This is a genomic window from Bacillus sp. sid0103, from assembly GCF_019219025.1.
Map to the genome: position 1 here is coordinate 1 of NZ_JAHUWN010000031.1, position 13,631 is coordinate 13,631.

11 protein-coding genes are annotated in these 13,631 nt (G+C 41.1%); 1 reads left to right on the plus strand and 10 read right to left on the minus strand.

All coding sequences use genetic code 11. The features are described 5' to 3' along the window. Nucleotides 1-424: 424 nt before the first annotated feature. From KW850_RS26215 to acpS, 6 genes are all read right to left on the minus strand, one after another. Nucleotides 425-2,599 (minus strand): Tex family protein, encoded by a 2,175-nt coding sequence (locus KW850_RS26215; RefSeq protein ID WP_308128854.1) that lies wholly within the window; start codon nucleotides 2,597-2,599, stop codon nucleotides 425-427. 359 nt (nucleotides 2,600-2,958) lie between these two features. Further along, complete coding sequence (gene ndoA, locus KW850_RS26220; protein ID WP_009795787.1) at nucleotides 2,959-3,309, minus strand: type II toxin-antitoxin system endoribonuclease NdoA; 351 nt, start codon at nucleotides 3,307-3,309, stop codon at nucleotides 2,959-2,961. 4 nt (nucleotides 3,310-3,313) lie between these two features. Continuing rightward, nucleotides 3,314-3,595 (minus strand): CopG family ribbon-helix-helix protein, encoded by a 282-nt coding sequence (locus KW850_RS26225; RefSeq protein WP_007083557.1) that lies wholly within the window; start codon nucleotides 3,593-3,595, stop codon nucleotides 3,314-3,316. Nucleotides 3,596-3,866: 271 nt separating this feature from the next. Next, nucleotides 3,867-5,030 (minus strand): alanine racemase, encoded by a 1,164-nt coding sequence (gene alr, locus KW850_RS26230; protein WP_218350703.1) that lies wholly within the window; start codon nucleotides 5,028-5,030, stop codon nucleotides 3,867-3,869. Between the two features lie 124 nt (nucleotides 5,031-5,154). Beyond that, complete coding sequence (locus KW850_RS26235; RefSeq protein ID WP_218350704.1) at nucleotides 5,155-6,168, minus strand: LolA family protein; 1,014 nt, start codon at nucleotides 6,166-6,168, stop codon at nucleotides 5,155-5,157. 184 nt (nucleotides 6,169-6,352) lie between these two features. After that, a complete protein-coding gene (acpS, locus tag KW850_RS26240; RefSeq protein WP_218350705.1) occupies nucleotides 6,353-6,703 on the minus strand; it encodes a holo-ACP synthase in 351 nt (116 codons plus the stop codon). Nucleotides 6,704-6,958: 255 nt separating this feature from the next. Between acpS and KW850_RS26245 the strand changes: the two genes are divergently transcribed. Beyond that, nucleotides 6,959-7,687: a rhomboid family intramembrane serine protease gene (locus KW850_RS26245; RefSeq protein WP_218350706.1), complete on the plus strand. Its 729-nt coding sequence runs from the start codon at nucleotides 6,959-6,961 to the stop codon at nucleotides 7,685-7,687. A gap of 65 nt (nucleotides 7,688-7,752) precedes the next feature. Here the strand turns inward: KW850_RS26245 and uvsE are convergent, their stop codons facing one another. From uvsE to KW850_RS26265, 4 genes are all read right to left on the minus strand, one after another. Further along, nucleotides 7,753-8,718, minus strand: coding sequence for a UV DNA damage repair endonuclease UvsE (gene uvsE, locus KW850_RS26250; RefSeq protein ID WP_218350707.1), 966 nt, complete (start codon nucleotides 8,716-8,718; stop codon nucleotides 7,753-7,755). Nucleotides 8,719-8,851: 133 nt separating this feature from the next. Then, entirely contained in the window at nucleotides 8,852-10,339 is a 1,488-nt protein-coding gene (cshA, locus tag KW850_RS26255; protein WP_218350708.1) for a degradosome RNA helicase CshA, read from the minus strand. 579 nt (nucleotides 10,340-10,918) lie between these two features. Then, the gene (locus KW850_RS26260; RefSeq protein ID WP_218350709.1) at nucleotides 10,919-12,298 is read right to left on the minus strand and encodes a UDP-N-acetylmuramoyl-tripeptide--D-alanyl-D-alanine ligase; all 1,380 of its coding nucleotides are present in this window, start codon (nucleotides 12,296-12,298) and stop codon (nucleotides 10,919-10,921) included. A 142-nt stretch (nucleotides 12,299-12,440) separates the two neighbouring features. Beyond that, on the minus strand, nucleotides 12,441-13,514 hold the full coding sequence (locus KW850_RS26265) for a D-alanine--D-alanine ligase (RefSeq protein ID WP_218350710.1): 1,074 nt from the start codon (nucleotides 13,512-13,514) through the stop codon (nucleotides 12,441-12,443). Nucleotides 13,515-13,631 lie beyond the last annotated feature (117 nt).

Consider the following 13,631-nt stretch of genomic DNA (forward strand, 5'->3'; position numbering starts at 1 on the left):
ATTTAGGTTAAACTGTATTTGAGTCATAATTAATTCCTCCACATTGTTTTCTTCGCCGTTAACATTGTAACCATGAGGAATTAATTTGACTCATTTTCTTTTTACACAATTATATGGACTCAATCCCCATTGATTACCTTCTTCCCCTTTTTTCAGCGGCTTCGGTCACCTATAACCCCTATTGATTACCGTCTTCCCCTTTTTTCACCAACTTCGGTCACCTATAACCCCCATTGATTACCTTCTTCCACTTTTTTCAGCATCTTCGGTCACCTATAACCCCTATTGATTACCTTCTTCCCCTTTTTTGCCCTCTTCGGTCATTAAATACACCCAACCAAAATCAAAGACCATCCCGCTAGGCGAAATGGTCTATAATTGTAATCTATGATTTTTTCCCAAGCACCGGCGTCCGATCCTCCGTTTACCTCGATGGCGGAAGCATCGTTAATGCTACCCTGCCTTTTTTCATATCTACCGAGTCTACCCATACGGTAACGACATCTCCTACAGATACAATGTCTAATGGATGCTTTACAAATCGATTGCTGAGTTTTGAAATATGCACAAGCCCGTCCTGCTTGACGCCTATATCAACAAATGCACCGAAGTCAACTACGTTTCGAACTGTACCTTGCAGCTCCATCCCTGCTTTTAGGTCCTCTAGCTTTAGAACATCTTTTTTCAAAAGAGGGCGAGGTAAATCATCGCGTGGGTCACGTTCTGGTCTAACTAATGCATCAATAATGTCCTTTAGGGTTAGTTCCCCTATAGCTAGTTCTTCGGAAACTGAATTTAAATCGAGACCATGAAGGGCTGTTTTAAGCTCTTCTGTACCAAGGTCATCGGTCGTAAAGCCGAGACTTGCTAATAATTTCTTCACTTCATTGTAGTTTTCAGGATGGATCCCTGTCCTGTCAAGCGGCTGCTTTCCATCCAGTACGCGCAAGAAGCCTATCGCCTGCTCATACGTTTTTGCCCCTAAACGAGGAACCTTCTTTAGTTGTACTCTGCTTGTAAATTTCCCTTCCTCTTCACGCTTTTTCACAATATTGTTTGCTGCGGTTTTGTTAAGCCCTGCTACATACTGTAAAAGCGATGGAGAGGCGGTATTGACATTTACACCAACTTTGTTAACTGCCGTTTCGACGACAAAATGCAATGATTCTGACAGTCGTTTCTGGGAAACATCATGCTGGTATTGACCGACACCAACCGATTTTGGGTCAATCTTCACCAATTCTGCTAATGGGTCCTGCAATCGACGGGCAATGGAGGCCGCACTTCTCTCTTCTACCTGCAAATTCGGAAACTCTTCTCTCGCCAGTTCAGATGCCGAATAAACACTGGCCCCTGCTTCATTAACGATTAAATAGAAAATTTCCTCATCCATTTCCTTTAAAATATCGGCAACAAACTGTTCTGTTTCCCTTGAAGCAGTCCCGTTTCCAATGGCTGCCATCTCCACTTTATATTCGCGAAGAATGTTAATAAACTTTTCGCGGGCTTCCTTCGTCTTTGAAACAGGAGGATGCGGATAAATGACATCAATTTTCAGTACCTTGCCTGTTTCATCGACTACCGCCAGTTTACATCCTGTCCGGTAAGCAGGGTCGACTCCGATAACAATCTTCCCTTTTAACGGCGGCTGCAATAGTAAGTTCCGAAGATTTTCAGAGAATATATGTATGGCTTGCTCTTCACCTTTTTCCGTTAATTCACTGCGGAGTTCCCGCTCAATCGAAGGTTGAATCAATCGTTTATAGCTATCTTCCAACGCCTCTAACACGATTGGGGCTGCCGGTGAATGTGGAACACGAACCCATTTTTTCGTTAGATACGCCATAATTAAATCCATATTCATTTTAATTGACACTCGTAGGATATCTTCTTTTTCCCCGCGGTTTAATGCAAGAATACGATGTGGAACAATTTTATTTACAGGTTCATCATATTCATAGTACATTTCATAAATATTTTTCTCGTCTTTTTCCGCTTCTTTGACGACAGATACTACTGCTCCGGATTTAAAGGTTTCTCTCCGAATCCATTTACGGCTTTCAGCATCATCGGAAACCCGCTCGGCAATGATATCTCTTGCACCTGAAAGTGCGTCCTCCACCGTGAGGACTCCTTTTTCCTCCGATAAAAATTGCTTTGCTTTTTCCTCGATACTTTCTTTCGAAAAAGTCAGCAGCCATTCAGCCAATGGTTCCAGCCCTTTTTCCTTCGCGACGGTTGCTTTAGTCCGTCTTTTTTGTTTATAAGGTCTATATAAATCTTCAACCTCTTGAAGTTTCTCTGCCTTGGTAATTGCGGCGTTTAGTTCATCCGTTAATTTCCCTTGTTCACCTATTATGCGGATAACCTCTTCTTTTCTTTGCTCGAGGTTTTGGATATACTGCCAGCGTTCTAATATATTTCTGATTTGGACTTCATCAAGTGCGCCTGTCATTTCTTTACGATAACGAGCAATAAAAGGAACTGTATTGCCTTCATCTAGTAATGAAATAACACTTTTTACTTGTTTGAAAGAGATTGCTAATTCAGCAGCAATTTTCTTTAACAACTGATCATCTTTTACGATTGTATCATTCACAAAGCAAGCCTCCATTCCATTTCATTCTATTGTAGCAGAATAAGTAGTGAGTTTCATTAAACGGGGGTCCCCTTATTACTTTCAAAAAGGCACTGTTTGATTTCCGCTCCAGGTACCCGCATTCCACAGGCGGTCCGGGATTCTCCTCGGCGCACTACGCCTGCAGGGTCTCCCAACCACCTGTTTCTCTCGCAGGAGTCTTATGCCTTTGCTTCAATCAACATGTGTACAAAATCAACAACTTTAACATGGCCATTCCAAAAAAAATAGGCAAGCACATTGGCTTGCCTAAGCAATTTTGAGAATGAGGTCAGGATATGTATGAAAAAACGCTCTTCCTAAAAAGAGCGTGCTTTGCGTTAAAATTCGATGAGACCCAGGCTTATCTGCAAGGCTTCATCCACTTTCTCCATCATTTCGTCATCGAGATGGGTGATTTTATCGGTTAACCGCTGCTTATCAATTGTACGAATTTGCTCTAACAGAATGACCGAATCTCGTTCAAATCCGTAGCGCTTCGCATCAATTTCTACATGAGTAGGAAGCTTGGCTTTTTGAATTTGAGCTGTAATCGCTGCAACAATCACTGTGGGACTAAACCGATTCCCGATGTCGTTTTGGATGACAAGTACAGGTCGGACGCCGCCTTGTTCAGAACCAACAACTGGGGATAGGTCCGCGAAATAAACGTCACCACGTTTGACTATCAAAGGATTATCCTCCGCTTACAAGACGTTCAACTGTGTGTTCTGCCTCATATTCTGCTAAAAATGCTTCTGATGCAATCCCTAGATTTATCTTTGCCATTTCCATGTATCCACGTCTCATCGACTCGCGAATTTGTCTCTTTTTACGCTCGCGTAAATACATTTTTGTTGCCTGGTAGATAAACTCGCTGCGGTTTACATTTTCTTGTTTTACAAAACCATCTAATTCAGTTAAAAGATGTTGCGGTAACTTCACTAAGATTTCCGTAGTTGCGCCGGATTCAGACACAAACATACACCTCCACCATCACTACACACCATTTTTATCTAACCAGAATTCCTTCTGATGAATAAACGCCACTCCACTTCATGAATCGCCTTTTGGCCTGTTTCATACAGTGAGTTTCATTTATTATCTGTACCATATTTAATAATAACACTAATCGAACCTATTGCATAGACTAATTATAATACTACTGTATTATAAGCCAATAAAACACCCTTTTATGCACAAATCAACGCAATATCATAAATATGATGAAAAAACATGATTTAGCCCATTAATCTTGAAGAAGATAATTTTTTAAATCGACAATTTTTCCATCCTTTTTATAAAGACGTGGGACCCGATAGGCGATGATACAAGGGACCTCATAATTAATCGTGTCGAGATTTTTGGCAATCTCATTTATTGAAATAAACTGATTCTCCTGCGTGCCAATTAAGGTGACGGTTGTCCCAATCGGAACATAATGCGGCAGCCGGATCATACATTGGTCCATACAAATTCTACCGACAATTGGCGACCTAACACCTTCCACAAGCACTTCTTGTCCTTGCAACTTGCGAATCCAACCGTCCGCATAACCAATTGGAATCGTCCCAATCCACTCTTCTTCACCAGTTTCATAGGTTGCCCCGTAACTCACTTTTTCACCCTTGGGCATCTTTTTGACGTGGACCAGTCGTGATTGGAGTGAAAATGCCTCCTTTAGCTGAAAGGGAATTTCATTTTCCATCTCAAGTGAAGGTGTTAGTCCATACATCGCAATCCCAATCCGGACTGTATTAAAATAAGTCTTTGGATAGCGCAAAGCTGCCGCACTATTGCTGGAATGTATATACTTTGGTTTTTGTTTTAACGCCGAAACCATGTTTTCAAATGAAGCTAGTTGCTGATACATATAGGTTTCGTCTAGTGCATCCGCCGTTGCAAAGTGCGTAAAGATCCCTTCTAGAATAAATTGATCATTTTCAGAGATCATTTGCTCGACCACCGTTAATTCAGATACACTTCGAACGCCGATTCTTCCCATTCCAGTATCTACTTTGATATGAACTGAAATCCTATCATCGGGTGTTACATGTTTTAATGCCTCTTCCAGCCATTCTGGTTGGAAAACGGTCACAGTGATAGCAAATTTTGCAGCTACTTGGATATCTTCAGGCCGTGTCGCACCCAAAACCAGGATCGGAGCAGAAATCCCTTTATTCCTTAAGGCAATAGCCTCGTCCATAAACGCAACAGCAAGATAGTCTGCCCCTGCTTCAAGTGCGGTTTCTGCCACTCGAAGATCTCCATGGCCATACGCATTTGCTTTGACAACTGCAATCATTGTCACTGCTTGAGGCAAATGCTTCTTTATTGAGGTTAGATTAGCATGAATACAATCTAAATCCACTTCGGCCCATGTATCACGATAGAAAAAACCTTGCTCTTCCATGTTTCCACTTCCTAATAGCTTTAATTATATATTATTCCATTTTATCACAAAAAATATCATACGACTGTTACCTTTTTATATCAAAAAAAGAGCAAGCCCTATATAAGCCTGCTCCTTGACTGATTTATTTTACTGCTTCCCCTTGGACAGATGCTGCCACCTCAATTAGTTCTTTTTTCGTTAAGTTCTTGGATGCAATCATATAATCGACACCATTATGCGACCAAGAAATCGAGTGATCGGAAACTGCCCCAATCGTTGCCCCTAAGTCGACAATATCCCCTTCAACATAGGTTGGATTGGTAGATGCCGTTTTCGCAGTTACTTTTTCTTGGACAAGTGTAAAGGATTTTTTACCATCGTAAGTGAGAACAACCCTTTTCCCATCCTCCAATGCCACTTCTTTTTCCTCGATTAGTTTGGTTCCTTTCAGTTCTGCAGTTGGATACATAACCGTAAAGGCATCATCGCCGCCATCTGCCATTGCCGGCAGGTTGAGTTGAGCCCGTGTCATGTTTTTCTTCATATCGAAATCGTCCTTGTCAAAGCTGGCATTAAATTTAACCTTTGAGAACTCGACTGTTACGAGGGCATTTCGATCTGGATCCATTACTTTTACCACAGCTGGTGATAAATCACCTTTATTCAATTTGATTTCTTGGAATGGCAGCATTGAATTGTTTTGGTAACGGGTTTTGGTTTCAAATACATAATAATCCTTTGTAGTGGAGAATTTCGCACTTTTATCAGCAACAATGTCCTTAATCAGCGACTCATACAAGTAGGCCTGGCTGCTGTTTTGCGGCCAATCGCTTTGGAAACGGAAGCTCTTATTTAGAGCAGGCGTCAGAACAAATACCCCTTGGTTATTCCTTAAAATCATCTGACTTTGGTCTTTTTGAGCATTTTTCAAATTCACACGATAAAAGGTAGGATCTTTGTGCCAGATTTCCACGTTATACACTTGTGAATCCGAACCCATTTTCAACGTCATTTTTGCATTCACCTTATAGCCGCTTAGGTCATCTAGTTTTCCTGTTAACTCTTTAACCACATCACCTTGTGATTTAGAGCCACAGGCAGCTAGTACAAAAATGACCATTAGCCCTGTGATTAGCAGCAACAACTTTTTCCTCATTCCTTCAACCCCTTCTTGTCTCATTTCATATGATTCTAGAGAAGAGAAAGGCAGGGGTCAGGCAATGGAGTTTGCTATCCAAAATGACCATGGCTGACCTTGTCTCTCCTGTTTCCCTATGAATATATGAGACAACCTTTAGGAATATGATAAAGAAGTTGCCAAGCTATTTATTTAAATAAAATTAATCTTCTTCAATCATGACTTGCGCGACGGCGTAGTCCCTGCTATGTGATATGGATAAATGGGCCCGCGTCTCAGGCTTTGCAATAAATGGTTTTCCAGTGCTATCATTGTCGATTTCTATGTCTAAAAATGATAGCTCAGCACCAATTCCCGTGCCATTCGCTTTTGAATACGCTTCTTTTGCCGCAAAACGCCCTGCAAAAAATTCTACCTTTCTTGCTGCCGGTAACTCCTCAAATTTCTTCCGTTCCGTTGGGGTTAACACGCGGTCAACAAACTTCTTTTGGCGAAGTAGGATGTCCTGGATCCTTGAAAGTTCAATAATATCGATTCCAATCCCTTTAATCATTCTTCATCTTCCTTCTATTTGTTATATGATTAGCATAATAGTGTACAAGATAAGAAAAGCGGAATCGCCCGGTTAGCGGCGTATGGACTGGAGCACTTTGACCGAGATAAAGGAAACACGGAGAGCGTTAGCAATCCGATGTTGACTTATCGTAGGGAAAAGGGCGAAGTACACTAGCCGCTGGGCGATGGAGCTAGACAGTAGTCTAAGTTCATGTCTAAACTTATATATTATGTGACACAGGAGGTGCAAGTAATGTTTACACGAACGGAAAGCTTTCGCGATTTTATCCGCCTTTATCCGATCGTTTCTATTATCATTACCATTCATTTAGGATTATATTTATTAACTAGTTTACCAGTCTTCCCAAACGCCTGGTTCTTTGAAAACCTTTCCGGAGTAAATCTTTACATAACGGAAGGAGAGTATTGGCGCTTAATTACACCGACCTTTATGCATAGCGGGTTCTCACATGCTCTGTTTAATAGCTTTTCACTGGTTTTATTCGGACCAGCCCTCGAGCGCATGCTTGGCAGTGGGCGATTTTTATTCATATATCTGCTCACAGGAATCATCGCGAATGTTGCCACACTGCTGCTCGAACCACTTACATATACCCATGTTGGTTCAAGCGGGGCAATATTTGGACTGTTTGGCTATTATTTAGCGATTATTGTCTTTCGGAAACATATGCTTTCTAAGCAAAATGCGCAAATTATCCTGACACTCTCTGTGGTTAGTTTAATTATGACATTTTTACAGCCGAATATTAATATTACCGCTCATCTTTTTGGATTACTTGGCGGCTTTTTACTAGGGGCGATTCCTTATTTTAATAAAAAGGAATTAACAGATTCAATTCGAGGTACCGCAAACTGGGCAAGCAGTAAGAAAAAAAGGATCTCTTATCAATCTCCTTGGAAAGTTCTCATTTGGGCCGCGATTATCATCATTGCAATTATCGGATTACTCGCACAAAAATAACAGGGATTTGCAGTCGAATCATCCTTCACTGCTATCCCTTTTTTCCTTTGCCCAGCTTCTCCCCCTTATTCGATAGTAAAACTTGACTGGTCGATCCACGTTATGCCTTCACTATCTTGCAAATCCTTTACTAGTTGGAAAAGTGCCGCATCTTTTCGCTTCGCTTCAATCATACAGTGAATCTCAGGAACTGTCCCTTTGATTTGCTGTAAAAACGTGAGAAACATGTGGGGATCTATCGTGTCCGCATGTGCTCGAAAATCTTTTTCGGAGCGCGGACTCGATATATGCATCTTTATCGGCAGCGACGACTGTGCCCATGACGCAACAATCCGCTCCCAATCCGTCACCCATTCTTCATCTTCATGGTTAGCGAGGTGGTGGTGATAATCAAATACCATCGGTACCCCTAACTTTTCACAGAGATAAAGTGTGTCCTTCACTGTAAACGTCGTATCATCATTTTCAAGCATAATCATTTGTTGGATCGATGGGGAAATATAAGCCCAATTATGAATAAACAACTCGAGCGCTTTCTCCTTATCGTTATACCCACCGCCGACATGAAGTACACATCGGTGTTCGGGATCTATTTCTAGTCCTTTTAGCAAAGCTTTATGCATGTTGAGGGTTCTCAAGGAATTTTTTAAAATCTCTTTATCTGGAGTATTCAGCACCACGAAATGATCAGGATGAAAGTCAATCCGTGACGGATGTTCCTTTAGATAATTTGCCAGTTTCTTGAGGGTATCATTTAACGGGGTGATGTAGTCCCAATCGAGTAATTCCTCATGATTGGCGAGCGGAATCAGGCGAGAACTTAGCCTAAAAAAATGAATTTGATTACCTGCATTATGTTTTAAAAGACGGAGGCAATTTTCTAAGTTCGAAATCGCAATTCTCTCTAATTTCCGAATCGCCGCGTCCCTGTCTTTTATTTTTTCAAATTGGGCAAATGTCATTGTTTGCGAGGGGGAAGCATTCTGAAGTTCGACACTCATTGCGACATATCCAAGTCGTACCATTGTCATCATCATCACTCCAGCGGATTGTGTTTATGTTTACTATTCCCTTTTAGGCATAGAAAAAAGCATGAACAAAATCGTCCATGCTCTTGTTTATTTATTCCTCGAGCTGCAGCGCCTAGGCGCTTCCGCTTTTCGTTTAATGATTAAATGTTCTAGGCTTTGAAGTTGATTTACCGCCGCCCGTTCTTTTTTCACCGCTGCGAGGCTTGGCTGGAGCCTTTTTCCTGTTTCGGTCTCCATTGTAAGAACCTCTAGAATCATCTCTTCTTCTACGGTCACGGTCATACGGCTTTCTTTCTCTTCTTTGTGGAAGCTGTTCTTCTGTTAACTTAATTGGTGTTGTATCCGGTTCTTTCGTTAACATTTTCAATACAGCGGCAATTACAGTTGATGCATCATTTTCTTCCAACAATTCTTGCGCTGCTGCTTTATAATAATGTAAATTGTTTGATTCAATCGTTTGAACGATTTTTTCTACAACCGCTTTTTGTTGGCCTTCTAATGCTTCATCAAGCGTCGGAGCCTTCATTTTATCCATTTTGCGTTTTGTGGTTTTTTCCACAACCGCTAGATAAGATTTTTCACGCGGTGTAATGAACGTCATCGCCATTCCAGTTTTACCAGCACGGCCAGTACGGCCAATACGGTGAACATAGCTCTCTGGATCTTGTGGGATATCGAAGTTGTATACATGGGTAACGCCTGAAATATCGAGACCCCTTGCAGCTACGTCTGTTGCAACTAGGACATCAATCGTTCCTTCTTTAAATTTGCGCAGGACAGAAATCCGTTTTGCCTGGCTCAAATCACCATGAATACCTTCTGCTGTATACCCTCTTAAAGTTAGTGCCTCAGATAATTCATCAACACGGCGCTTCGTACGGCCAAACACAATTGCAAGTTCTGGTGATTGAATATCTAAAAGTCTTGTTAACACATCAAATTTATTTCGTTCCTGAACTTCAAGGTAATATTGCTCAATTAAAGGAACCGTCATTTCTTTCGTTTTCACGCGAACGATTTGCGGGTCTTTCATGAACTTTTCAGCCATTCTTTGAATTGGCCCAGGCATTGTCGCTGAGAAAAGTAATGTTTGGCGTTCTTCCGGTGTTGAAGCAAGGATGGATTCAATATCTTCAATGAATCCCATATTTAACATTTCATCCGCTTCATCAAGGATGACAGTGTTAACTGTATCAAGACGCATCGTTTTTCTGTTGATATGATCCAATACACGACCTGGAGTACCAACAATGATATGTGGAGCCTTTTTTAATGAACGAATTTGACGGCTGATATCTTGCCCGCCATAAATCGGCAATACACGCACTCGTTTACCGGAACCGATTTTATACAGTTCTTCTGAAACTTGAATGGCAAGTTCACGAGTTGGCGCAATAATAATCCCTTGAATCGCATCCGCACTAGTATCAATTTTTTCAACCAATGGAATTCCAAATGCAGCTGTTTTCCCTGTTCCTGTTTGAGCTTGCCCGATCAAATCAATTCCTTTTAGCCCCAACGGAATAGTTTCCGACTGAATTGGTGTAGCTTCCTCAAAACCCATTTTAAGGACAGCTTGTAAAGTGGCCTGGCATAGGCCTAATTCTTCAAACTTTGTCAATGTTTTCATTCTCCTTCATCTATGTGAAAATATTTTTGAGAGCTGAATATTTTCGCCGATACTCAGAAAAGCGGTAGCGCCTGCTCTATTGAGGCGAAAAGCGCTGGAGGCCTTAAGGTGAAGTCCGTTTTGGATTCATCAAGAATGGAATCCTTGACGATATAAGTTTAAATTTCATCTAGGATGAAATAAGTTTTTATTTCATCCACAAGGATGGAAGTGGATTTTTATACTTCATCTTAGGCAGGACCGAACGTCTCGGTCCCCTTGGCGCTTGAGCTGACACGCATCAAAAATGCCGTAAATAGGTAACATCTTTATTTTACCAAAAAAAAACATGCTCCCTCAAGGAGTATGCCCTTTAATCATCGTTCTTTAGACACGTTGATGAACATCATACCACTGTTACTAGTATTTTGCAATCAAGATAAGTTTGCAGAATATCCAAACCAATCTTATTACCTCATCAAAAAGCCTAATGTTTGAAATAAAAGGGCACCTTCTCCTCTCAAGGAGGGTCTCTGTTATTTTTCTTTTTTCACCCAGAAATCATTCATGTTCTTGTTAGTTTTAATTTCCTTAATTTACTTGCAGGGCAGTTACGATTTCTTCTAATTTCATTCCTCTTGAGGCTTTGACGAGGATTAACGTTTTATGATTTACATGTTGCTTTAATTCTTGAATGAGCGCTTCTTTTTCTGTAAAGGCAAACACTCTTTCAGATCCTAAAACCGTTCTAGCCTTCTGTGCAATATGCCCTCCTAATTTTCCATAGGTGAACAGGAGATCAACTTTTTCACCGTTTAAGGATTCACCAATTTGCTGATGGTATTGCTCTTCCTGTGGACCAAGCTCTAACATGTCGCCTAGGACGAGGATTTTTCTTTCATAACCTTGAAGATTGGATACTAACTCGATCGCTGCCAGCATTGACGTCGGGCTGGCATTATAGGCGTCGTTAATGATTTTTTCGCCTTGGTTCCCTTCTACTAACTCCATCCGCATATTAGTCAACTTAATACTAGCTAACCCCTCATTCATTTTTTCAAAGGGAATGGAAAAATAGTTCGCAATGAGCATAGATGCTAAGGCATTTAAAATATTATGCGTCCCGAGGACGGGAAGTTCAAAAGCAGAATCTGATGCATTAATTCTAAAACGATTTCCATTGTCTAACTGAGTAATTTCAGTGGGATATAAATCATTTGTTTCATTTCTTCCAAAGGTCTCAACCTGGACATTTCCGATGTGGCATTGAATTCTATCCATAAGCAGCGGCTCATCACCATGCAGGACAGCTAGTCCCCCATCTTTGAGCCCTTGCAGGATCTCAAGCTTTGCTTCGGCGATTCCTTCCCTTGAACCAAGGTCAAGAAGATGGGACTCACCAATATTAGTTATGACCACAGCATCTGGGCAGGCAAGCTTCGTCAGGAACTCAATTTCGCCTCTGCCGCTCATGCCCATTTCGAGAACGGCAATTTCAGTGTCCTCGTTTAATCCTAAAACGGTTAACGGCAGGCCAATATGGTTGTTATAATTACCTTCAGTCTTTTGAACCTTATATTGTGTAGAGAGGATACCAGCTGTCATATCCTTGGTCGTCGTTTTCCCATTGCTTCCTGTGATGCCGACTACTTTAACCGCTAATTGTTTCCGGTAGCTTCTTGCTAATTCCTGTAGGGCAACTAGACAATCTTCCACGATCAAGATCGGTAAATGTAAGGGCGGGTTTGGTACATCCTTTTGCCAAAGGGCAGCTGCTGCACCCTTTCGGATAGACTCCTCTACATATTTATGGCCGTCAGAATGTTCCCCTTTAAAAGGTATAAACAAATTTCCATTTTCAATCTTACGTGAATCAATCGATACACCCGTGATGAGGGTATCAGCAAATGTATTCATAACATCCTGAGCAGAAAGCATCTCAGCAATCTGTTTTAACGATCGTTTTATCATGGATATCCTCCTTTTTATTTCTTTGGTGTAAACTTTCCAATATCAACAATAGGCTTTGACATAGCATTTTTTTAAACCTCGGTTACTGCGGTGCACTTCTAAATACAAATGGACACGGCAGCTTCAGCCGTGTCTCTGTTTTTTAGAAAGTAAACTTTATCTGTTGTTTCTCTGCATGTCTTTCTTTGGCCAGATTGACAAGTCGCTCAATCAATTGCGGATACTCGACTCCTGTGTGTTTCCATAGAAGCGGGAACATACTAAACGGCGTGAAGCCTGGCATCGTATTGACTTCATTAATCAACGCCTTCCCATCTTTGGTCAAGAAAAAATCTGCTCGGACTAGACCAGAACAATCCAAAGCTTTAAAGGCTTTTACCGCCATTTCTTTCAGTTGCTTATATTCTGCGTCGTTAATGTCAGCAGGGATAATGAGTGCGGTATCTCCGCTTTCGTATTTTGCTTTATAATCATAGAAATCTTTCTTTGGAACTATTTCACCGGCCACTGAACATTCCGGTTCATCATTACCAAGAACCGCCACCTCGATTTCACGGGCAACAACGCCTTCTTCAATAATGACTTTGCGATCAAACTGAAAGGCTTCTGCAAAAGCTGCTTCTAATTCAGCACGATTTGTACATTTGCTGATGCCAACACTGGAACCAAGGTTGGCTGGCTTTACAAAGCATGGGTAACCAAGCTCTGTTTCAACTTTGCTGTAAGCCTCCGTTTTCGCTTTCTGCCACTCACTTTTAATAAAAGCTACATAGTTCACTTGGGCAAGACCTGCTTGTGCAAACACATTTTTCATCATGACTTTATCCATACCTGCCGCAGAAGCAAGTACTCCATTGCCGACGTATGGAAGATTTAACAGTTCTAATAAGCCCTGGACAGTTCCGTCTTCCCCGTTCGGTCCGTGTAACAGAGGGAAAATCACATCCAGCGTTTCATGCTTTTCAGCTTGGAAAAGTGCTGGAGCTAATGATAAAGGAGATAATTGATTCCCCTCTGAAAATTCAAGTGCCTTCACATTTTCTACTGGTCCAGTTAATTGCTGCCCTTTAATCCAGTTTCCTTCAGTATTTATGTAAATTGGATGAATATCAAATTTTTCAAGGTCTAACGCCCGAATGACAGCTAGTGCTGTTTGCAGGGATACTTGATGTTCAGCTGATTTTCCTCCATATAATAAACCTAATTTTGTTTTCATACGAAACCTCCATTTTCTCATTCACGGTTATATTTTAAACCTATTTTAAAAAGAAAGGAAATGTAGTCACCCAAGTTTTTTTAAGTTTTTTCCTATTGGCTATTTTATGATGTCTAC